Genomic DNA, 21,387 nt, shown 5'->3' with positions numbered 1-21,387 from the left:
GATTTATGAAACAATTATATGGTGTAATCGGAAATCCAATTGGACATTCATTATCACCCGTTATGCATAACGATGCATTTGAACACTTGAATATGGATGCCCATTATCATGCCTTTCTTGTTAAAGAGGAAGTGCTAGGGGAAGCAGTAAGAGGTTTAAAAGCGTTAGGTATTTCAGGATTTAATGTAACAACTCCGCACAAAGTTGCGATTATGGATTATTTGGATGAGATTGACCCGCTAGCAAAACAAATTGGTGCAGTAAATACGGTGGTTCATAAGGATGGGAAATTGATTGGCTACAATACAGATGGAATTGGTTTTGTCAAAGCGCTACAGTCAATTAGTAGTGAACCACTTCAAGAGAAACGTATTTTATTGCTTGGCGCAGGTGGTGCTAGTCGAGCTATTTATTTTTCACTTGCTGATGTAGGTGTGAAAGAGATTGATGTAGCGAATCGTACAGTAGATAAGGCGAAAGAACTTATTACTGCATGTACGGCTACTGTTCATTCTGTTGCTTTATCGTTAGAGGAAGCAACAGAAGAACAAGAGAATTATGATATTATCATTCAGACGACAACGATAGGTATGCATCCACGTGTCGAACATACGCCGTTACAAATTTCTTCGTTGAAAAAGGGAACGATTGTATCAGATATAATTTATAATCCATTTGAAACGAAAATTTTATGTGAGGCGAAAGAGCAAGGTGCAATCATTCAAAATGGTATTGATATGTTTGTTTATCAAGGAGCGCTTGCATTTGAAATGTGGACAGGTTGCGTACCGAATATTGAACGAATGAAACAATTAGTTATAAGAAAGCTTGGAGGCTAACATATATGTTAACAGGAAAACAAAAAAGATTTTTACGTGCACAAGCACATCATTTAACACCAATTTTTCAAGTAGGAAAAGGCGGAGTAAATGAAAATATGATTAAACAAATTGCAGATACTTTAGAAGCTCGTGAGTTATTTAAAGTAAGTGTGCTACAAAACTGTGAATTCGATCGCCGTGAAGTTGCAGAAGAGCTTGCAAAAGGTGCACGTGCGGAAATCGTTCAAGTAATTGGAAGTACAATTGTTTTATACAAAGAATCAAGAGAAAACAAGCAAATTAAACTTCCTCGATAAAAATAGCATATGTTATTTTTATCACTAGTAATGGTGTAGAGATCGAAACCAATTGAACTTTTATTAACAGTAAACTCTCTTCGGATGGAAATGAAGAGAGTTGCTGTATGTAAAAGGAAGGGGCGTTTCTTTTGAGAAAAATTGGCATCATTGGCGGTACATTTGATCCGCCACATTATGGACATTTGCTCATTGCAAATGAAGTATATCATGCTTTGAATTTAGAAGAAGTATGGTTCTTACCGAACCAAATTCCGCCGCATAAACAAGGGCGGAATATTACAAGTGTAGAAAGTCGCTTACAAATGTTAGAACTTGCGACTGAGGAAGAGGAACATTTTTCTATTTGTTTAGAAGAGCTAAGCAGGAAGGGCCCATCTTATACGTATGACACTATGCTACAATTAACGAAGAAGCATCCGGATGTGCAGTTTCACTTTATTATTGGTGGAGATATGGTTGAGTATTTACCGAAGTGGTATAACATTGAAGCGTTACTTGATCTTGTAACGTTTGTTGGGGTTGCAAGACCGGGTTATACATTGCATACACCTTATCCTATCACCACTGTGGAAATTCCGGAGTTTGCAGTTTCTTCATCTTTATTACGTGAGAGATATAAAGAGAAGAAAACATGCAAATATTTACTTCCTGAAAAAGTACAGGTATATATCGAGAGGAATGGGTTGTATGAATCGTGAGGAAGCACTTCATATTGTGAAACAACAAATGCATGAAAAACGTTATATACACACAATTGGTGTAATGGAGACGGCAATTGAACTTGCTAAATTATACGGTGTGGATGAAAAAAAGGCTGAAGTTGCAGCTATATTCCATGATTATGCGAAGTGTAGAGCGATTTCAGAGATGGAAGAGATCATTAAAAGTGAAGGTTTGCCGAAAGATTTACTTTGTTATAACAAAGAGTTATGGCATGCACCTGTTGGGGCATACTTAGTAGAAAAAGAAGTAGGTATTACAGATCCTGAAATCCTGCAAGCTATTACATATCATACAAGTGGTCATGAGAAAATGACGATGTTAGATAAAGTAATTTATGTAGCTGATTACATTGAGCCTGGGCGAAAGTTTCCAGGGGTGGAGGAAGCTCGTAAACTCGCATATACGGATATAGATCAAGCTTTATTATTTGCGCTAAAGAGAACAATTCAATTTTTAATGGAAAAAGATCAAACGATTTATCCATTAACATTCCAAACATACAATGCAGTTATCAAGGAGGAAATGAGTAAATGAAAGATAAAGATTTATTAGTATTAGCAGCAAAAGCAGCTGATGATAAGAGAGCAGAAGATATGGTTGTCCTAAATATGCAAGGTATTTCACCAATTGCAGATTATTTCATTATTTGTCACGGTAACTCAGATAAGCAAGTGCAAGCAATTGCACGTGAAATTAAAGCGAAAGCACACGAGTTCCAAATCGACGTACAACGTATGGAAGGTTTTGACGAAGCTCGCTGGGTATTAGTTGATCTTGGAGATGTAGTTGCTCATGTATTCCATAAAGATGAGCGTAATCACTATAATTTAGAGCGTCTATGGGGCGATGTGCCACGTGAAGATATTACAGAAGAGTTAGGCCAATGAACTACGAACAATTTGCGTTGCTGTACGATGAACTAATGAATGATGTCCCTTATGATAAATGGGTGGAATTCACAGAGGAAAGCTTGCAGCAAGCGGATATGAAAGAGGCGAAGATTCTTGATGTAGCATGCGGTACTGGTAATGTAACGCTTCCGCTTGTACAAAAGGGTTACGATGTAATCGGTGTCGATCTTTCGGAAGAAATGTTAGCAGTCGCACAGCAAAAACTAGGCGAGGCAGGATATTTTATTCCTTTTTACCAACAAGATATGCGGGAGCTTGATGTTCCAGGTGAGTTTAACTGTGTAACGATCTTTTGTGATTCATTAAACTATGTATTGCAAGAAGATGGAGTGCAAGAAACATTCCGAAGAGTGTTTCATCATTTACGTCAAGATGGTTTGTTTTTATTTGATGTACATTCTTTATATAAAATACATCATGTATTTCAAAATGAAACATACACAGTGAATGGAGAAGAAATATCTCTTATTTGGAATTGCTTCCCTGGTGAAGATTCAAACAGTGTAGAACATGATTTAACATTCTTTGTTCAAGACCCAGAAGAAGATGTGTACCATCGTTTTGACGAATGTCACGTACAACGTGCATATCCGGTTGAAGAGTTAACGAAATGGCTTGAAGAAGCTGGTTTTACAGTGCTTCGTGTAACTGGTGACTTTGAGCGACTTGAAGTTACAGAACAAACAGAGCGTATTTTCTTCATGGCGAAGAAAAACGGATAAAACAAAAGCAACCGAGAAGGTTGCTTTTGTTTTGTGAAGAAGCTGTAATTTTAGTTCTAGGATAATAAGAAAATGACATACGTGGATTGTGAAAAAGCTAGTTTAAGTAAAAATGTAATGTGAAAAATTAAGTATTTATAAAAAGGATTTGGAATGACGATGACGTATTTGTTATGTGTGTTTATTGAATTGCTGATCAACGCATTTTAAATCTTCATCAAATTTCTCGTGTGTCCGCTCGATTAATTTATGAAACATATCTCCAACATGTTCTTCTAAAACCCGAATACCTTCTCCTGTAACGCCGCCTTTCACACATACTTTTTCTTGTAAAGTAGGCAATGTGAAAATTCCTTTTTCGAGTAGTTTCCCCATTCCAACGACCATTTCACTTACTAAAGTAGTGGCTTCTTCATGTGTAATATTTGTTTTATCTACAGCAGCATTAATGAAACATTGTAATAAATAACTAAAGAATGCAGGGCCGCAGCTTGCTATATCAGATGAAACGCGCGTTATATCTTCTTCTATTACAAGGGGAGTAGAAATGTTTTTGAATAAGCGAAATAGTTTTTGTTGCCATTCTTCAGAGCAGTTACTTCCAAATGTAAATAGTGATGCGCCGGATAGGGCGCGGTTTGTAATGCTCGGAATAATACGAGCAACATGGCAAGGTACAAGTGTCTCTAATTGTGATGGAGATATTGGACTTGTGATAGAAACTAAGCACTTTTCATCAGAAAAATGTTCGGCGTATTTTTGTAAGATTGGGTATATATCTATCGGCTTTACACAAATAAAAATAAGATGCGATCGTTCGATTACCTCATCAATAGTTTTGGCTATATGAACAGAAGGGTGTTTTTCCTTTATATGATATGCTTTGGCGGGCGTCCGATTAATGATCGTAAGGCACGAAGGTTTGACAGCACGGGTTTCTAAAAATGCATCGATTAGTATATTCCCCATGTTTCCTGTCCCTATAATTCCTATGTTCAATGTTTCATCCCTCCTTCGTAACAGCTTTCTCCTAAACAATATGAATGATGTTATAAATTTATGATTAGAGGTGAAAAATGATGTGGGATTTTCCAAAGAAATGGTTAGGATTAGTTGCTATTATTGGAACTGTGCTTTTTCTTATTTTCTGGAAAACGAATGAGCATACAGAGCGATCAGTTATTGCAACGGATGTTCAAGCGAAAGATATAGAGAAGAAAAGTAAACCGAAAATATCGGATACAAAGCAGCAGAAAAAAATAATTGTAATTGATATGAAAGGGGCTGTTGTTAAAGAGGGGGTGTATGAAATGAAAGAAGGGGACCGGGTCAAGGATGCTATTGAAAAAGCAGGTGGTTTTTTGCCTGAGGCAGATAGGATGAAGGTAAATTTAGCACAAATGGTACAAGACCAAATGATTCTTTACGTACCGAATAAAAACGAACAAGTGCAAGAAGTAGCTGCTGTTTCAAAGGGAGAGGGAAAAGTTCAAATAAATGCAGCTTCTAAAGAACAACTTGAAAAAATTACAGGTATTGGTTCTCGGAAAGCAGAAAGTATTTTGAAATATCGAGAGGAACATGGTCCGTTTCAAAAAATAGAAGATTTGTTAGAGATTGATGGGATTGGTGTGAAGTCTTTGGAGAAAATAAAAGATCAAATTATTATTCCGTAAAAGATTGACGAAGTTTTTCTTCATTCGCTACACTACAAGTAGACAAAAAAGTAGGTGAAGAATATGGAACGAATTTCATGGGATCAATATTTTATGACGCAAAGCCATTTGTTATCTTTACGTAGTACATGTACAAGGCTTGCAGTAGGAGCGACAATTGTTCGTGATAAACGAATTATTGCTGGTGGATATAATGGTTCAATTAAAGGTGGCGTACATTGTATAGATGATGGATGCTACGTTATTGACAATCATTGTGTTCGTACAATTCACGCAGAAATGAATGCTTTATTACAATGTGCAAAATTTGGTGTGAAAACGGAGGAAGCGGAAATTTATGTTACGCATTTTCCTTGTTTACAATGTTGTAAGGCGATTATTCAAAGTGGTATTACAGCAGTTTATTATGCACAGGATTATAAAAATCATCCGTATGCCGTAGAGTTATTTGAAAAAGCGAATGTAACGGTGAAACACGTTCCGCTAGAATATGATATTGCAGCATTAGAGGATCAAAAACGTCATATGGAGTTAAAAGAACTATTTGCATCTTTAGAAAAAGAGAACTTATCAATGGAAGAATTACAGCATGTATTCACGAAAGCAAAAATGATGCTATAAGGAGTGGGTATGAGTTGCAAGGACAATGGGGCTATGTTGCAATCTCATTTATAATAGGGATTGCAATTGCCTTCTCCTCTTCAGTTGTATTGCTAACTTGTTGTCTCGTTGTATATGTTTTCTTTTGTTTATATCGTACTTCGCGTAAAACCTTCTTTTATTGTATGATAGCGTGTTTTAGTGGCGCTATGTACACCGCGTATGTTCAAGGGCAAAACAAGCCTCTGAGAGAGTCCTATGAAGCTACAAGAGGAGTGATACATACTACACCTCTTATTAACGGCGATCGCCTCTCATTTCAAGTTGAAGATCAGAATAAAAATATAGTGCAGTTAAGTTACAAAATGAAATCAGCCTCGGAAAAGAAACAAATGCGACAATTACATGCAGGAGTATCATGTGTATTCGAAGGTGAGAGGAAAGAACCACAAATAGCTCGGAATTTTCATGGTTTTAATTATCGTGATTATTTATATAAGCAAAATATTCATTTCATATTGGACGCTACATATATTTCTGAATGCCATAAAATATCGTTGTCACTCGTGCAGTGGATTCTTCTTTTGAGGCAACAAGCAATCTCAGAAGTTACAGAAATGTTTCCAGAACAATCAGGTGCTTTTATGAATGCATTAGTATTTGGTGATAGACAACAAATGACATTTGAAGTTGAAGAGCAATATCAACAATTCGGTCTCGTGCATTTGTTGGCGATTTCAGGATCGCATATCGTATTGTTAATGGTAATCGTGTATTTTATTTTGCTAAGAAGCGGTGTGACAAGGGAGGTAGCGACAGTATGTCTTATCTTCTGCATTCCTCTATATATGATTTTAGCAGGAGCGTCACCATCTGTTATAAGAGCTTCTATAACAGGAGTTTTCATGTTAATTGCTTTTATGTGTTCTATTCGTTTATCTAGCTTAGATGCTTTAAGTATAACAGCTATATGTATGCTTATATTTGATCCATATCTCGTGTTTAATATTGGTTTTCAGTTTTCTTTCGTCGGTAGTTTTGCTTTACTTTTATCTGCCCCGCTTTTACTAGAGAGTGGTAATGGAGTAATTCGAAATTCTATTTATATTTCTCTTATTTCACAGCTCGTTAGTACTCCGATTTTGTTATATCACTTCGGTTATTTTTCTCCATATAGTATTTTCTTAAATATCCTATACGTTCCGTTTTTATCTCTCGTTGTATTGCCGTGCAGTATTGTTATTTTGATATGTATACCGATCATTCCGTTTCTGGCAAAAAGGCTTGGGAATGTATTATCAATAGGTTTGAATCTTTCTAATGATTTTTTAAGTTATTGCGAAAACTTACCATTTACCCGTCTTAATTTCGGACAAACACCTATACTTCTTGTAGCCCTATATTGCGTGAGTATTATTAGTATATTGATGGTTTGGGAAAGGCGAATGACGAAGGGGATTCTGTTTATATCTGCGGGTGTATTTCTTTTTATTAGTACATGCCATTATGTATATCCGTATTTTCGAGAAAGTGGGAGTGTTACCTTTCTCGATGTTGGACAGGGAGATGCAATATTAATTCGCCTCCCGTATGATCAAGAGATTTACCTTATTGATACTGGTGGAACAATTCGTCCAAACAAGGAAGAATGGCAACGTAAAAAGCATGAATTTTCTGTCGGAAATGATATTTTGATTCCTTATTTACAAAAGGAAGGTATTAAAAAGATCGATAAATTAATTATAACGCATGGAGATGCGGACCATATAGGTGCTGCACAAGAGTTGTTATCAAATATAACCGTAAAAGAAGTTGTATTTGGCCGAAAGGAACAAGATGCGGAATTAGAAAAAATAGTAAAGAAACAGGCTTTAGAAAAGGAAGTGAAAATAAGAGAAGTGAGAGAAGGAGAAAGTTGGAGCATAAATGGAGCGGAATTTTTCGTATTAGCGCCAACAGGGAAGAAGAGCAGTGAAAATAACGCTTCAATTGTAATGTTGGCAAAATTAGGAGGACTAACGTGGTTGTTTACAGGTGATTTAGAAGAAGAAGGTGAGAAGTTTTTAGTAGCTACGTATCCAGAGTTGCGAGCGGATGTTTTAAAGGTTGCTCATCATGGGAGTAATACGTCATCTACAACAACTTTTCTGAGCGTCGTACAGCCTAATATAGCCGTTATTTCTGCCGGTGAGCGTAATAGGTATGGGCACCCTCATAAGGACGTTATAGAGCGTTTTGAGAAGAGGGGGATTGAAATATGGCGTACGGATAAGCAAGGGGCTATCTCCTATGTTTTTAAAGGGGAAAACGGAACCTTTCGCAGCAAAATCACATATGATGAAACACATAATAGATAAAAAAGACTGCCAGTAAGCAGCAGTCTTTAAGAACCGATAAATTTAATAACAGTTGCAATGATGAAAAGTGTTGCGAAAAAACCAAATGAGACGATAAATCCTACCCCTGAATCAATAGCGTCATTGCGTTTACTTTGAACGTTTTGTTCAAAATCATTCATTTAGAATCCCTCCCCAACATTCCACTTTAGTATAAAATATTGTCAGAAAAAAATCTACAATTTCCATGTGAGGAGAAATAGAGCGTTTTTACTACTTTTAGATCATGAAGTAATGTGAATTTTTGTTTCCAAGCATGTTAACAGTTGGCACTTATACTCGAATTTTTATTGCGAATAATAAAGGGAAGGTGATTACCGCACACCAATAAGAAACCCGGGGCTTATTGCGTGGCGTTTAATATAAATAAAGGGACGGGTTATATTGCCTGTTCCTTTGTACTTGTAAAACAAAAGCTAGGGCATTAGTATAAATATATATTGCCAAGTTAGGGAGTAGGAAAAAGTATGAGTGATATACATAAAAAGATTAAAAAGAAGCAGTTTGCTCCGTTATATTTACTGTATGGAACGGAAGCGTTTTTTATAAATGAAACGATAAAGCTTATTACAACAGAAGCGCTTGAAGAGGAAGATCGCGAGTTTAATGTTGTTACATATGATTTAGAAGAAGCGTATTTAGAAGATGTGGTTGAAGATGCACGTACACTTCCTTTTTTCGGAGAACGTAAAGTGTTATTAATAAAATCACCACTCTTTTTAACTTCACAAAAAGAAAAATTGGAACAAAATATAAAAATTTTAGAAGAATATATCGGGGAACCTTCTCCCTTTTCTATTCTTGTTTTTGTTGCGCCTTACGAAAAGCTGGATGAACGAAAAAAAATTACAAAACTATTAAAGAAAACAGCGGATGTAGTAGAAGCGAATGCAATGCAAGTGCAGGATGTTCAGAAGTGGATTGTTGCTCGGGCGGATGAAGTACATGTGCATATTGATCATGCGGCTGTTAGTTTGTTGTTAGAGCTTGTGGGAAGTAATGTAACAATGTTGGCGAAGGAAATGGACAAGTTAACGTTATACGTCGGTATGGGCGGAGAGATTACACCAAAACTCGTTGCAGAGCTTGTACCAAAATCAGTTGAACAAAATGTGTTTGCTTTGACAGAAAAAGTGGTGAAAAAAGATATCGCGGGTGCGATGCAAATTTTGGATGGATTATTTACGCAGCAGGAGGAACCTATTAAATTGCTTGCGTTATTAGTAAGTCAATTCCGTTTACTGCATCAAGTGAAAGAGTTACAGCAGCGTGGTTACGGCCAAAATCAAATCGCGTCTCATATTGGTGTGCATCCATATCGTGTAAAATTAGCGGTGAATCAAACGAAGTTTTTCTCTTTTGAAGCATTAAAAAAAGTGATAATGGAATTAGCGGAAGCTGATTATAGTATGAAAACGGGAAAAATGGATAAAAAACTTGTGCTCGAGTTTTTCTTAATGCGGTTAAATCATATGTGATGAAACAAAAAAAGTTCACGTGCTAAGAGCGTGAACTTTTTTGTATATAAAAAAACGATCCGAATGGATCGTTTTTTAAACGCCTTACGCGTTTACTTGTTTCGCTAAGCGAGATTTTTGACGAGCTGCAGCGTTTTGGTGGATAAGACCTTTACGAGCTGCTTTGTCAAGTTTTTTAGAAGCAGTTTTGAAAGCTTCTTTAGCATTTTCAAGATCGTTATTAGTAACTAAAGCTTCTACAGTTTTAACAGCAGAACGCATGTCAGACTTGATAGAAGCGTTATGTGCACGACGCTCTTCGCTAAGTTTAGCGCGTTTGATAGCAGATTTGATGTTTGCCATACTTTTCACCTCCCTGGTGCAATCGAATGACTCGATTCTTAACATAGAACAAGTGATATTCTATCAAACGGTGAAGAGAATTGCAATAGTATATCCATGAAATTTCACGTAAAGGAAAGAATGACCTTATATAACTTTGGGAAATCTAACGATATTTACTATGAATGACGGAGGAGATACGATGAAAGAACCACTAGATTTAAGTAAATATAGTGTTAGAACGGACCTTGCTGTAGAGGCACATCAAATGCTGCAAGAGCGCCAAGAAGAGCAACAAGGGATACAAGGAGTTGTTGTAAAAGAGAGGGAAGAAGAAGGTATTACCATTACAAAAGTAACGATTGATGAAGTTGCCTCGGAATCGATGGGTAAAAAACCTGGAAATTATTTAACGCTTGAAGTACAAGGTATACGTCAACAAGATACGGAGCTGCAACAAAAAGTAGAGCGTATTTTTGCAAAAGAATTTTCGTATTTCTTAGAAGAGGTTGGCGTTACGAAAGAAGCGAGCTGTTTAATTGTTGGTCTTGGGAATTGGAATGTAACACCAGATGCGCTTGGACCGATAGTTGTAGAAAATGTATTGGTAACGAGACATTTATTTCAATTGCAGCCTGAAAGTGTAGAAGAAGGCTTTAGGCCTGTTAGTGCAATTCGGCCCGGGGTAATGGGGATTACAGGAATTGAAACGAGCGATGTCATTTATGGAATCATTGAGAAGACAAAGCCAGACTTTGTCATTGCAATTGATGCATTAGCTGCTCGTTCTATTGAAAGGGTAAATAGTACGATACAAATTTCTGATACAGGAATTCATCCTGGATCGGGTGTTGGGAATAAACGTAAGGAACTCAGTAAAGAAACATTAGGTATTCCTGTTATCGCAATTGGTGTTCCGACTGTGGTGGATGCCGTTTCGATTACAAGCGATACAATTGATTTTATTTTGAAACATTTTGGCCGAGAGATGAAAGAGGGAAACAAACCTTCCCGATCTTTGTTGCCAGCTGGTTTTACATTTGGAGAAAAGAAAAAATTAACAGAAGAGGATATGCCGGATGAAAAAAGCCGAAATATGTTTTTAGGTGCTGTAGGTACACTGGAAGATGAAGAGAAAAGAAAATTAATTTATGAAGTGTTATCTCCTCTTGGTCACAATTTAATGGTGACTCCGAAAGAAGTGGATGCCTTCATAGAGGATATGGCAAATGTAATAGCAAGTGGTTTAAATGCAGCGCTGCATCATCAAATTGACCAAGATAATACAGGAGCATATACACATTGATGGGAAGTGACGATAATCATGTAAGCCGCTTTTCGCTTTTATGTATATGTAGTGTGGCTATATGCTTACTTATGGTAATAGCAGGGGTGGCACTTGCAAATCACGGATTGAAAAGTATGAAAGGTTATCAGCAAATGTCGTATGAACAAATCGCTCATATGACAGGAACAAAAGGTGAGGCCACTGAATCAGAAACTTTGGAAGGTTCGTTTTCCGCTACTGAAAAACAAAAACAATTAGAAAGCTTAAAAAGTTTTAATATTGTAGAAGGAATGGGTATGGCGATAGCAAGCGTTGCCTATGAAATAACAAAGTTTGGAACAGATATAGTTGTTGGGAAAGTAAAAGGGATTTTTAGTTAAGAGTCAAACGGAGGACGGTTGTTTTACAGGTTTGTAAGACAGCCGTTCTTTAATTTGAAAAAGGTTTGTCTCTTATGGTTTGTTCGCATAAGATATAAATAGAATGATTTGTATTGTAAGCAGCACGAGTTTTCATTGAATCTTTGCTGCTCTATTGATATAATCAGTGCTAGTGTATATTGGCGAGACTATTAGGAGTTGAGAACATAGATGAACAAAGAAGAAAGAGCAAAAAGACAGTCCAAAATTCGTAATTTCTCTATCATTGCTCATATTGACCACGGAAAGTCAACGTTAGCAGACCGTATTTTAGAGAAAACAAACGCGTTAACACAACGTGAAATGAAAGCTCAGTTGCTTGACTCTATGGATTTAGAGCGTGAGCGTGGTATTACAATTAAATTAAACGCAGTACAATTAAACTATAAAGCAAAAGACGGCGAAGAATATATTCTTCACCTAATTGATACACCAGGACACGTCGACTTTACGTACGAAGTATCTCGTAGTTTAGCGGCTTGTGAAGGTGCAATTCTTGTAGTAGATGCAGCGCAAGGTATTGAAGCGCAAACGTTAGCGAACGTATACTTAGCGCTTGATAACAATTTAGAAATTTTACCGGTTATTAATAAAATCGATTTACCAAGTGCAGACCCAGAGCGTGTACGCCAAGAGGTGGAAGATGTAATTGGGTTAGATGCATCAGAAGCTGTACTTGCTTCGGCAAAAGCTGGGATTGGTATCGAAGAGATTTTAGAACAAATCGTTGAAAAAGTGCCAGCACCAACAGGTGATTCAGAAGAACCGTTACAATGTATGATCTTTGACTCTTTATATGATCCATACCGCGGTGTAATTGCGTATATCCGTGTTGTAAATGGAACGGTAAAAGTTGGCGATAAAGTACGTATGATGGCAACTGGAAAAGAATTTGAAGTAACAGAAGTAGGTGTGTTTACACCGAAAACTACGCAACGTGATGAGTTAACAGTAGGTGATGTAGGTTTCTTAGCGGCATCGATTAAAAATGTTGGTGACACACGCGTTGGTGATACGATTACACATGCGAAACGTCCAGCAGCTGAGCCATTACCTGGTTACCGTAAATTAAATCCAATGGTATTCTGTGGTCTGTACCCGATTGACTCTGCACGTTACAACGACTTACGTGATGCGCTAGAGAAATTAGAATTAAACGATTCTGCTCTTGAGTTTGAGCCAGAAACATCTCAAGCGCTAGGATTTGGTTTCCGTTGTGGATTCTTAGGACTTCTTCATATGGAAATCATTCAAGAGCGTATTGAACGTGAATTTAAAATTGATTTAATTACAACAGCGCCAAGTGTTATTTATAAAGTATTCTTAACGAATGGTGAAGACATGATTGTCGATAACCCGTCTAATATGCCGGATCCACAGACAATTGATCGTGTTGAAGAGCCATTTGTTAAAGCAGCAATTATGGTTCCGAATGACTATGTTGGAGCTGTAATGGAAATCTGCCAAGGTAAACGCGGAACGTTTATTGATATGCAATATTTAGATGAAACGCGTGTTACTTTGACATATGAAATCCCATTATCAGAAATCGTATATGACTTCTTCGATCAGTTGAAATCAAATACGAAAGGATATGCATCATTTGATTATGAGTTAATTGGTTACAAGCCATCTAAACTTGTGAAAATGGATATTCTTTTAAATTCTGAGCAAGTCGATGCTCTATCATTTATCGTACACCGTGATTCAGCATATGACCGTGGTAAAGTAATCGTAGAAAAATTAAAAGAATTAATTCCAAGACAGCAGTTCGAAGTGCCAATTCAAGCGACGATCGGAAACAAAGTTGTAGCGCGTTCTACAATTAAAGCGATGCGTAAAAACGTACTTGCGAAATGTTACGGTGGTGACATTTCTCGTAAGCGTAAACTTCTTGATAAGCAAAAAGAAGGTAAAAAACGTATGAAGTCTGTTGGTTCTGTAGAAGTACCGCAAGAAGCATTCATGGCTGTACTGAAAATGGATGACAACTAATAGTTGGAATGAAAAAAGAAGTCGTTTATGCGGCTTCTTTTTTACGTATAATTACTTTTTAGACATCTGAGTAGCTCTCATTTACAATAGTGAGAGAGCTTTTTAGTTCATATAAAGTTAGGAGTTTGTTAATGTCCGAAAATATTCGAAAAGATATTCAAGAAAAAATACAAAATGGCAATTTTAATTGTGAAAAGGAATTGACGCTTTCTATTATTAGTGGAAAGTGGAAAGTTGTGATATTGTGGCATCTTGGTGTGGAAGGGCCTCATCGTTTTAGTGAATTACAGCGATTATTTCCGAGCATTTCTCATAAAGTTTTATCAAACCAATTAAAAGAGTTAATGGAAGATGGGATTGTTGATCGAACAGTATACCCAGAAATTCCACCGCGAGTGGAATATTATATGACGGAATTAGGCATGTCGCTTTTACCAATCGTTGAAATGATGTATGATTGGGGAAAAATGCGAATGGAACAAATTCGTAATACGTTAGAGAAGTAAAAGAAGCCTCCCGAGCGTGGAGGTTTTCTTTTTAGAAAGGTAGGAGTTATTTTTGGTGCAAGCTGCATATATTCATATTCCGTTTTGTCAGCATATTTGTCACTATTGTGATTTTAATAAAGTGTTTATTGAACGCCAGCCGGTCGATCAATATTTAGAGTATTTAGAGAAAGAAATAATAAATACAGTTCAAAAGGTACCGTTTGATAGTATGAAAACGATTTTTGTTGGCGGGGGAACTCCAACAGCATTAAATATGGAACAGACAAAGAAATTATTAAATATTATAAATCGTCGTTTACGTCCGTTTGCCCCGAATTGTGAATTAACATTTGAAGCGAATCCAGGTGATTTGCCGAAAGAGAAATTAAATGTATTGCTAGAAGGTGGAGTGAACCGAATTAGTTTTGGGGTGCAAACATTTCGAGATGAATTGCTTGAGAAAATTGGACGTAAGCATACGAGAGAAGATGCGTTTGTAGCAATTAGAGAAGCGCAGGAAGTAGGCTTTAAAAATATAAATGTAGATATTATTTATGCTCTGCCAGGACAGACGATAGAAGATGTAAAAGAAACATTAGACATTGCTTTTACGCTTGGTGTACAACATTTCTCGGCATATTCATTAATTGTGGAACCGAAAACAGTATTTTATAACTTAATGAATAAAGGGAAATTAAGACTTCCAGGTGAAGACCACGAAGCGAAAATGTACGAAATGGTAATGGATGAAATGGAGAAACATGGCTATACCCAGTATGAAATTAGTAATTTTTCAAAAGGTAATAATGAAAGTAGACATAATCTCACATACTGGAATAATGAAGAGTATTATGGATTTGGAGCTGGAGCGCATAGTTATGTAAATGGAGAACGTATCCAAAATGTAGGGCCGCTCAAGCAATATTTCAATAAAATCGATGAAACCGGATTTCCGTATTTAGATGTTCACGTGGTGACGGAGAAAGAAAAAATGGAAGAAGAATTGTTCTTAGGACTCCGAAAAACAAAAGGTGTATCTAAAATAGCGTTTCAAAAGAAATTTAATATGGAAATGGATCAAGTTTTCGCGAAGCAGTTACAAAACAACCAAGAACAAGGATTGCTTGAAGAGAGCGATGGATATGTTCGTTTAACGCGAAAAGGGAAATTATTAGGGAATGAAGTATTCCAATCATTTTTGATTGACTAATTAAATGTTCCATTAACGTGAAAAAGTTTCATTATTTCGTGACGTTTCCGTTGACAATTGAATGTCAATTTTGGTAAGTTATTAATAGATTTAGCACTCGAAGACAAAGAGTGCTAACAGAGGTGATGATGAGATGCTTACGGAACGTCAGCTCTTAATTTTACAAACAATTATTGATGACTTTATTGGATCAGCGCAACCTGTTGGGTCAAGAACGTTGGCTAAAAAAGATGAAATTACGTTTAGTTCAGCTACTATACGAAATGAAATGGCTGATTTAGAAGAACTAGGATTTATTGAGAAAACGCACAGTTCTTCTGGACGTGTTCCTTCTGAAAAAGGATACCGATTTTATGTAGACCATCTTTTAGCGCCGCAAAATTTACCGAACGATGAAATTGTACAAATTAAAGATTTATTTGCTGAAAGAATTTTTGAAGCGGAAAAGATTGCACAGCAATCGGCTCAAATTTTATCAGAGCTTACAAATTATACGGCCATTGTTCTTGGACCGAAGTTAAGCACAAATAAACTTAAAAACGTACAAATTGTTCCGCTTGATCGTCAAACCGCAGTCGCTATTATTGTAACGGATACAGGGCATGTACAAAGCAAAACGATTACCGTTCCGGAATCTGTTGATTTATCAGATTTAGAAAAAATGGTTAATATTTTAAATGAAAAGCTATCAGGCGTACCAATGTCGGAACTCCATAATAAAATCTTTAAGGAGATTGTTACGGTATTGCGTGGGTATGTTCATAATTACGATAGTGCAATAAAAATATTGGATGGTACATTTCAAGTTCCGTTATCGGAAAAGATATACTTTGGAGGGAAGGCAAATATGCTTTCGCAACCAGAGTTTCATGACATTCAAAAAGTTAGATCTTTACTTACCATGATTGATAACGAAGCTGAGTTTTATGATATTTTGCGTCATAAACAAGTTGGTATTCAAGTGAAAATTGGTAGGGAAAACTCTGCGACAGCCATGGAAGATTGTAGTTTGATTTCTGCAACATATTCGATTGGAGAAGAACAACTTGGAACAATTGCAATTTTAGGTCCAACGAGAATGCAATACTCTCGTGTAATTAGTTTGTTGCAGTTATTTACAAGGCAAATTACAGATGGACTAAAAAAATAAAGAATAAAGAAGAATACATTCGCTCAAGTGATAAGCAATACATCACTGTGTGTAATATATAACTATACTTAGGTAATCATGCTATGCATGATACCTAATACCTTTTAAGGAGGTGAAAATTGTGGAAGAGCGTAACGAACAAGTTGTAGAAGAAGTGAAAGAAGAAGTAAAAGAAGCACAAGTTGAAGAAGCCGTAACATCTGAAGACAGCGAAGAAACTGTTGAAGAAAAAAGTGAGGCTGCTCTTTTACAAGAAAAAGTAGATGAATTGCAAGCGAAACTGACGGAAACGGAAGGCCGTATGCTACGTCTACAAGCTGATTTTGAAAATTATAAGCGTCGTGTTCAAATGGATAAACAGGCTGCTGAAAAATATAGAGCACAAAGTCTTGTTTCAGATATTTTGCCAGCTCTTGATAATTTTGAAAGAGCGATGCAAGTGGAAGCAACTGATGAGCAAATGAAGTCCTTATTACAAGGGATGGAAATGGTATATCGTCAATTGTTAGAAGCGATGACAAAAGAAGGTGTAGAAGCGATTGAAGCTGTTGGTAAACAGTTTGATCCTCATGAACACCAAGCTGTTATGCAAGTAGAAGACAGCGAATTTGAATCAAATGCGGTTGTGGAAGAATTCCAAAAAGGTTATAAATTAAAAGACCGTGTAATTCGCCCATCGATGGTAAAAGTAAATCAATAATTTACATAAAAGTAGGAGGATTCGCCATGAGTAAAATTATCGGTATTGACTTAGGTACAACAAACTCTTGTGTAGCTGTTATGGAAGGTGGAGAACCAAAGGTTATCCCAAATCCAGAAGGAAACCGTACAACACCTTCTGTTGTAGCTTTCAAAAATGAAGAACGTCAAGTTGGGGAAGTAGCAAAGCGTCAAGCAATTACAAACCCAAATACAATCATGTCTGTTAAACGTCATATGGGTACAGACTACAAAGTAGAAATTGAAGGTAAAGAATATACACCTCAAGAAATTTCTGCAATCATTTTACAAAACTTAAAAGCTTCTGCTGAAGCATATTTAGGTGAAACAGTAACGAAAGCTGTTATTACAGTACCTGCATACTTCAACGATGCAGAGCGTCAAGCAACGAAAGATGCTGGTCGTATCGCTGGTTTAGAAGTTGAGCGTATCATTAACGAACCAACAGCAGCAGCGCTTGCTTACGGTTTAGAAAAACAAGATGAAGAGCAAAAAATCTTAGTATATGACTTAGGTGGCGGTACATTTGACGTATCTATCCTTGAGTTAGCAGATGGAACATTTGAAGTTATTTCAACTGCTGGTGACAACCGTCTTGGTGGAGATGACTTTGACCAAGTTATCATTGATCACTTAGTAGCTGAGTTCAAAAAAGAAAATAACATTGATTTAAGCCAAGATAAAATGGCACTTCAACGTTTGAAAGATGCAGCTGAAAAAGCGAAAAAAGATCTTTCAGGTGTAACACAAACACAAATTTCATTGCCATTCATTAGTGCTGGGGCTGCTGGTCCATTACACTTAGAATTAACATTAACAAGAGCGAAATTCGAAGAGCTTTCAGCAAACCTTGTTGAAAGAACATTAGAACCAACTCGTCGTGCTTTAAAAGATGCTGGTCTATCTGCAAGTGAATTAGATCGCGTTATCCTTGTAGGTGGTTCTACTCGTATCCCAGCTGTACAAGAAGCTATTAAACGTGAAACTGGTAAAGAACCATATAAAGGTGTAAACCCGGATGAAGTTGTAGCATTAGGTGCTGCAGTTCAAGGTGGCGTACTTACTGGTGATGTAGAAGGCGTACTATTATTAGATGTAACTCCACTTTCTTTAGGTATTGAAACTATGGGTGGTGTGTTCACGAAATTAATCGAGCGTAACACTACAATTCCAACGAGTAAATCACAAGTATTCTCAACAGCTGCTGATAACCAACCAGCAGTAGACATTCACGTATTACAAGGTGAGCGTCCAATGTCAGCTGACAACAAAACGTTAGGACGTTTCCAATTAACGGATATCCCACCAGCACCACGTGGTATTCCACAAATCGAAGTAACATTCGATATTGATGCGAACGGTATCGTTAACGTACGTGCAAAAGATTTAGGAACAAGCAAAGAACAAGCTATTACAATCCAATCTTCTTCAGGTCTTTCTGATGAAGAAGTAGATCGTATGGTAAAAGAAGCAGAAGCAAACGCTGACGCTGACCAAAAACGTAAGGAAGAAGTTGAACTTCGTAACGAAGCTGACCAACTTGTATTCCAAACAGATAAAGTTGTAAAAGATTTAGAAGGTAAAGTAGATGCAGCTGAAGTTGCAAAAGCAACAGAAGCGAAAGAAGCATTACAAGCTGCGATTGAGAAGAACGAGCTTGAGGAAATCCGTGCGAAAAAAGACGCTTTACAAGAAATCGTACAACAACTAACTGTTAAACTATATGAGCAAGCTCAAGCAGCTGCAGGGCAAGCAGAAGGTGCACAAGGAGCACAAGATGCTGGCGCGAAGAAAGACAATGTAGTAGACGCTGAGTTTGAAGAAGTAAAAGAAGACAAGTAATTCAACTTTAAACATAATAAGTAAGATGACAAAAAGTCAAAGTCAAGCGTGCCTTGGCTTTGGCTTTTTTCACGAATGAGAAGGAATGTGTGAGGGTCTTAAGTTTTTTACTTTGCATACTGTAAGTGAGGAAACTTTGTTGCAAAGCACTTTCTTTCGGTGTTAAAATTACGTTTATGTGAAAGATTCGGGGGTTGTAAATTTATGAGTAAACGAGATTATTATGAGGTCCTTGGACTTAGCAAGGGTGCTTCAAAAGATGAAATAAAAAAAGCGTATCGTCGTTTGGCTAAAAAATACCATCCAGACGTAAGTAAAGAAGAAAATGCAATTGAAAAGTTTAAAGAAGTACAAGAAGCATACGAAGTATTAAGCGACGATCAAAAGCGTGCGCAATATGATCAATTTGGTCATGCTGGTGCTAATCAAGGCTTCGGTGGCTTTGGCGGCGGAGGAGACTTCGGTGGTGGCTTCGGTTTTGAAGATATCTTTAGTTCATTCTTTGGCGGCGGTGGCGGCAGACGTCGTGATCCAAATGCTCCGCGCCAAGGTGCTGACTTACAATATCAAGTCACTTTAGATTTTGAAGAAGCTATTTTTGGTAAAGAGTTAAATGTTGAGATTCCAGTAGAAGATCCATGTGATACTTGTAAAGGTAGCGGGGCAAAACCAGGAACTTCAAAAGAAACATGTAAACATTGCTCAGGATCAGGGCAAGTAAGTGTAGAACAAAATACACCATTTGGTCGTATCGTAAACCGTCAAGCTTGCGGTCATTGTTCAGGAACTGGGCAAATCATTAAAGAAAAATGTACGACATGCCACGGTTCTGGTAAAGTTCGTAAACGTAAAAAAATCAATGTTAAAATTCCAGCAGGTATCGATAATGGTCAACAAATCCGCGTATCTGGAAAAGGTGAAGCGGGCGTAAATGGCGGCCCAGCAGGAGATTTATATGTTGTTGTTCATGTAAGAAATCATGAATTCTTTGAGCGCGAAGGAGATCACATTATTTGCGAAATGCCATTAACATTTGCGCAAATGGCACTTGGTGATGAAGTAGAAGTTCCTACTGTTCATGGTAAAGTGAAGCTGAAAATTCCAGCAGGAACACAAACAGGAACAGAATTCCGCCTAAAAGGAAAGGGTGCTCCGAACGTACGTGGATACGGTCAAGGAGATCAATATGTAGTCGTGCGTGTTGTTGTACCGACGAAATTAACTTCACAGCAAAAAGATTTATTGCGTGAATTTGCAGGACAAGAAGAGCAGGATGATAGTTTATTCGGAAAGCTTAAACGTGCTTTCAAAGGGGAATAATGGAAATAAAAAATGGAGTTGGTAAATTGTGAAATGGTCAGAAATTAGTATTCATACAACAGAAGAAGCAGTAGAAGCTGTCTCTCATATTTTACATGAAGCTGGTGCTAGTGGAGTTGCGATTGAGGACCCAGCGGAGTTGACGAAAGAGCGCGAGCAACAATATGGTGAAATTTATGCATTGAACCCAGATGAGTATCCGGCAGAAGGTGTGTTAATAAAAGCATATTTCCCGCAAACGGATTCTTTACATGAAACAATTGCAGGTGTAAAATCATCTATTGATGTGCTTCCATCTTACGACATCGAAATTGGTACTGGAAATATTACCGTTAACGAAGTCAATGAAGAAGATTGGGCTACTGCTTGGAAAAAATATTACCATCCAGTACAAATTTCTGATACATTCACAATTGTACCGACTTGGGAAGAATATACACCATCTTCTCCGGAAGAAAAAATTATTGAATTAGATCCAGGTATGGCGTTTGGGACAGGAACTCATCCAACAACAACGATGTGTATCCGTGCTTTAGAAAAAACAGTACAGCCAGGTAACACAATCATTGATGTAGGAACAGGTTCTGGTGTGCTGAGTATTGCAGCAGCAAAACTAGGTGCGTCTTCTGTTCAAGCATATGATTTAGATCCGGTTGCGGTTGAAAGTGCAGAAATGAATGTACGTTTAAATAAAACAGATGATATCGTGACTGTTGGACAAAATAGTCTTTTAGAGGGTATTGAAGGTCCTGTTGATTTAATCGTAGCTAACTTATTAGCAGAAATTATTCTTTTATTCCCTGAAGATGCAGCAAGAGTTGTGAAGTCAGGCGGATTATTTATTACATCGGGCATTATTGCTGCAAAGGAAAAAGTAATTTCTGAAGCGCTAGAAAAAGCTGGATTTACAATTGAAGAAGTGTTGCGAATGGAAGATTGGGTAGCAATTATTGCACGAAATGCGTAATATAGATTTTAGTCTATAAT

23 protein-coding genes are annotated in these 21,387 nt (G+C 37.1%); 20 read left to right on the top strand and 3 right to left on the bottom strand.

Features of this window, described 5'->3' with window-relative positions:
- Nucleotides 1-5: 5 nt before the first annotated feature.
- From aroE to PDQ40_RS12520, 6 genes are all read left to right on the top strand, one after another.
- Nucleotides 6-839 carry a shikimate dehydrogenase gene (aroE, locus tag PDQ40_RS12545; protein WP_061132137.1) on the top strand — a complete coding sequence of 278 codons (834 nt, stop codon included), beginning with the start codon at nt 6-8 and terminating at the stop codon, nt 837-839.
- A gap of 5 nt (nt 840-844) precedes the next feature.
- Nucleotides 845-1,138 carry a ribosome assembly RNA-binding protein YhbY gene (gene yhbY, locus PDQ40_RS12540; protein ID WP_000955224.1) on the top strand — a complete coding sequence of 98 codons (294 nt, stop codon included), beginning with the start codon at nt 845-847 and terminating at the stop codon, nt 1,136-1,138.
- Nucleotides 1,139-1,269: 131 nt separating this feature from the next.
- Nucleotides 1,270-1,839, top strand: coding sequence for a nicotinate-nucleotide adenylyltransferase (gene nadD, locus PDQ40_RS12535; protein ID WP_001226058.1), 570 nt, complete (start codon nt 1,270-1,272; stop codon nt 1,837-1,839).
- Nucleotides 1,829-2,398 (top strand): bis(5'-nucleosyl)-tetraphosphatase (symmetrical) YqeK, encoded by a 570-nt coding sequence (gene yqeK, locus PDQ40_RS12530; protein ID WP_001078246.1) that lies wholly within the window; start codon nt 1,829-1,831, stop codon nt 2,396-2,398. Before nadD ends, yqeK begins: the two co-directional genes overlap by 11 nt.
- Nucleotides 2,395-2,751: a ribosome silencing factor gene (gene rsfS, locus PDQ40_RS12525; RefSeq protein WP_000653200.1), complete on the top strand. Its 357-nt coding sequence runs from the start codon at nt 2,395-2,397 to the stop codon at nt 2,749-2,751. Before yqeK ends, rsfS begins: the two co-directional genes overlap by 4 nt.
- Entirely contained in the window at nt 2,748-3,497 is a 750-nt protein-coding gene (locus PDQ40_RS12520; protein ID WP_214328315.1) for a class I SAM-dependent DNA methyltransferase, read from the top strand. Before rsfS ends, PDQ40_RS12520 begins: the two co-directional genes overlap by 4 nt.
- A gap of 171 nt (nt 3,498-3,668) precedes the next feature.
- On the opposite strand, the gene comER is transcribed toward PDQ40_RS12520, so the two are convergent.
- On the bottom strand, nt 3,669-4,496 hold the full coding sequence (comER, locus tag PDQ40_RS12515) for a late competence protein ComER (protein WP_001020541.1): 828 nt from the start codon (nt 4,494-4,496) through the stop codon (nt 3,669-3,671).
- 77 nt (nt 4,497-4,573) lie between these two features.
- Between comER and PDQ40_RS12510 the strand changes: the two genes are divergently transcribed.
- From PDQ40_RS12510 to PDQ40_RS12500, 3 genes are all read left to right on the top strand, one after another.
- A complete protein-coding gene (locus tag PDQ40_RS12510) occupies nt 4,574-5,173 on the top strand; it encodes a helix-hairpin-helix domain-containing protein (protein ID WP_000989939.1) in 600 nt (199 codons plus the stop codon).
- Nucleotides 5,174-5,236: 63 nt separating this feature from the next.
- Nucleotides 5,237-5,794 carry a ComE operon protein 2 gene (locus tag PDQ40_RS12505; RefSeq protein ID WP_000439783.1) on the top strand — a complete coding sequence of 186 codons (558 nt, stop codon included), beginning with the start codon at nt 5,237-5,239 and terminating at the stop codon, nt 5,792-5,794.
- A gap of 14 nt (nt 5,795-5,808) precedes the next feature.
- The gene (locus tag PDQ40_RS12500; RefSeq protein ID WP_061185414.1) at nt 5,809-8,130 is read left to right on the top strand and encodes a DNA internalization-related competence protein ComEC/Rec2; all 2,322 of its coding nucleotides are present in this window, start codon (nt 5,809-5,811) and stop codon (nt 8,128-8,130) included.
- 26 nt (nt 8,131-8,156) lie between these two features.
- Here PDQ40_RS12500 and PDQ40_RS12495 read toward each other — a convergent pair whose 3' ends face one another.
- Entirely contained in the window at nt 8,157-8,291 is a 135-nt protein-coding gene (locus PDQ40_RS12495; RefSeq protein ID WP_000997609.1) for a YqzM family protein, read from the bottom strand.
- Nucleotides 8,292-8,636: 345 nt separating this feature from the next.
- Here PDQ40_RS12495 and holA point away from each other — a divergent pair, with 345 nt between their 5' ends.
- On the top strand, nt 8,637-9,647 hold the full coding sequence (gene holA / locus PDQ40_RS12490; protein ID WP_270691440.1) for a DNA polymerase III subunit delta: 1,011 nt from the start codon (nt 8,637-8,639) through the stop codon (nt 9,645-9,647).
- Between the two features lie 84 nt (nt 9,648-9,731).
- On the opposite strand, the gene rpsT is transcribed toward holA, so the two are convergent.
- Entirely contained in the window at nt 9,732-9,989 is a 258-nt protein-coding gene (gene rpsT / locus PDQ40_RS12485) for a 30S ribosomal protein S20 (RefSeq protein WP_001274011.1), read from the bottom strand.
- A gap of 181 nt (nt 9,990-10,170) precedes the next feature.
- Here rpsT and gpr point away from each other — a divergent pair, with 181 nt between their 5' ends.
- From gpr to prmA, 10 genes are all read left to right on the top strand, one after another.
- Complete coding sequence (gpr, locus tag PDQ40_RS12480) at nt 10,171-11,274, top strand: GPR endopeptidase (RefSeq protein WP_000662638.1); 1,104 nt, start codon at nt 10,171-10,173, stop codon at nt 11,272-11,274.
- Nucleotides 11,274-11,636, top strand: a complete 363-nt coding sequence (locus PDQ40_RS12475) for a YqxA family protein (protein WP_000534316.1) — start codon at nt 11,274-11,276, stop codon at nt 11,634-11,636. Before gpr ends, PDQ40_RS12475 begins: the two co-directional genes overlap by 1 nt.
- Nucleotides 11,637-11,846: 210 nt before the next feature.
- Nucleotides 11,847-13,670: an elongation factor 4 gene (gene lepA / locus PDQ40_RS12470; protein WP_001030957.1), complete on the top strand. Its 1,824-nt coding sequence runs from the start codon at nt 11,847-11,849 to the stop codon at nt 13,668-13,670.
- A gap of 131 nt (nt 13,671-13,801) precedes the next feature.
- Nucleotides 13,802-14,176: a winged helix-turn-helix transcriptional regulator gene (locus tag PDQ40_RS12465; protein ID WP_001293546.1), complete on the top strand. Its 375-nt coding sequence runs from the start codon at nt 13,802-13,804 to the stop codon at nt 14,174-14,176.
- Between the two features lie 52 nt (nt 14,177-14,228).
- A complete protein-coding gene (gene hemW, locus PDQ40_RS12460) occupies nt 14,229-15,368 on the top strand; it encodes a radical SAM family heme chaperone HemW (protein WP_025991619.1) in 1,140 nt (379 codons plus the stop codon).
- Between the two features lie 133 nt (nt 15,369-15,501).
- The gene (hrcA, locus tag PDQ40_RS12455; protein WP_000954950.1) at nt 15,502-16,518 is read left to right on the top strand and encodes a heat-inducible transcriptional repressor HrcA; all 1,017 of its coding nucleotides are present in this window, start codon (nt 15,502-15,504) and stop codon (nt 16,516-16,518) included.
- Nucleotides 16,519-16,639: 121 nt separating this feature from the next.
- Nucleotides 16,640-17,218, top strand: a complete 579-nt coding sequence (grpE, locus tag PDQ40_RS12450; RefSeq protein WP_000392720.1) for a nucleotide exchange factor GrpE — start codon at nt 16,640-16,642, stop codon at nt 17,216-17,218.
- 26 nt (nt 17,219-17,244) lie between these two features.
- The gene (gene dnaK, locus PDQ40_RS12445; RefSeq protein ID WP_000034690.1) at nt 17,245-19,080 is read left to right on the top strand and encodes a chaperone protein DnaK; all 1,836 of its coding nucleotides are present in this window, start codon (nt 17,245-17,247) and stop codon (nt 19,078-19,080) included.
- A 204-nt stretch (nt 19,081-19,284) separates the two neighbouring features.
- On the top strand, nt 19,285-20,400 hold the full coding sequence (gene dnaJ, locus PDQ40_RS12440) for a chaperone protein DnaJ (protein WP_000043935.1): 1,116 nt from the start codon (nt 19,285-19,287) through the stop codon (nt 20,398-20,400).
- Between the two features lie 28 nt (nt 20,401-20,428).
- Nucleotides 20,429-21,367 (top strand): 50S ribosomal protein L11 methyltransferase, encoded by a 939-nt coding sequence (prmA, locus tag PDQ40_RS12435; RefSeq protein WP_000872108.1) that lies wholly within the window; start codon nt 20,429-20,431, stop codon nt 21,365-21,367.
- Nucleotides 21,368-21,387 lie beyond the last annotated feature (20 nt).

The organism is Bacillus cereus group sp. Bc061 (assembly GCF_027715825.1).
GTDB classification, from domain to species: Bacteria; Bacillota; Bacilli; order Bacillales; family Bacillaceae_G; genus Bacillus_A; species Bacillus_A paranthracis.
Note: the sequence above shows the minus strand (reverse complement) of the source record. Positions and strands in the feature narration are given on the sequence as shown.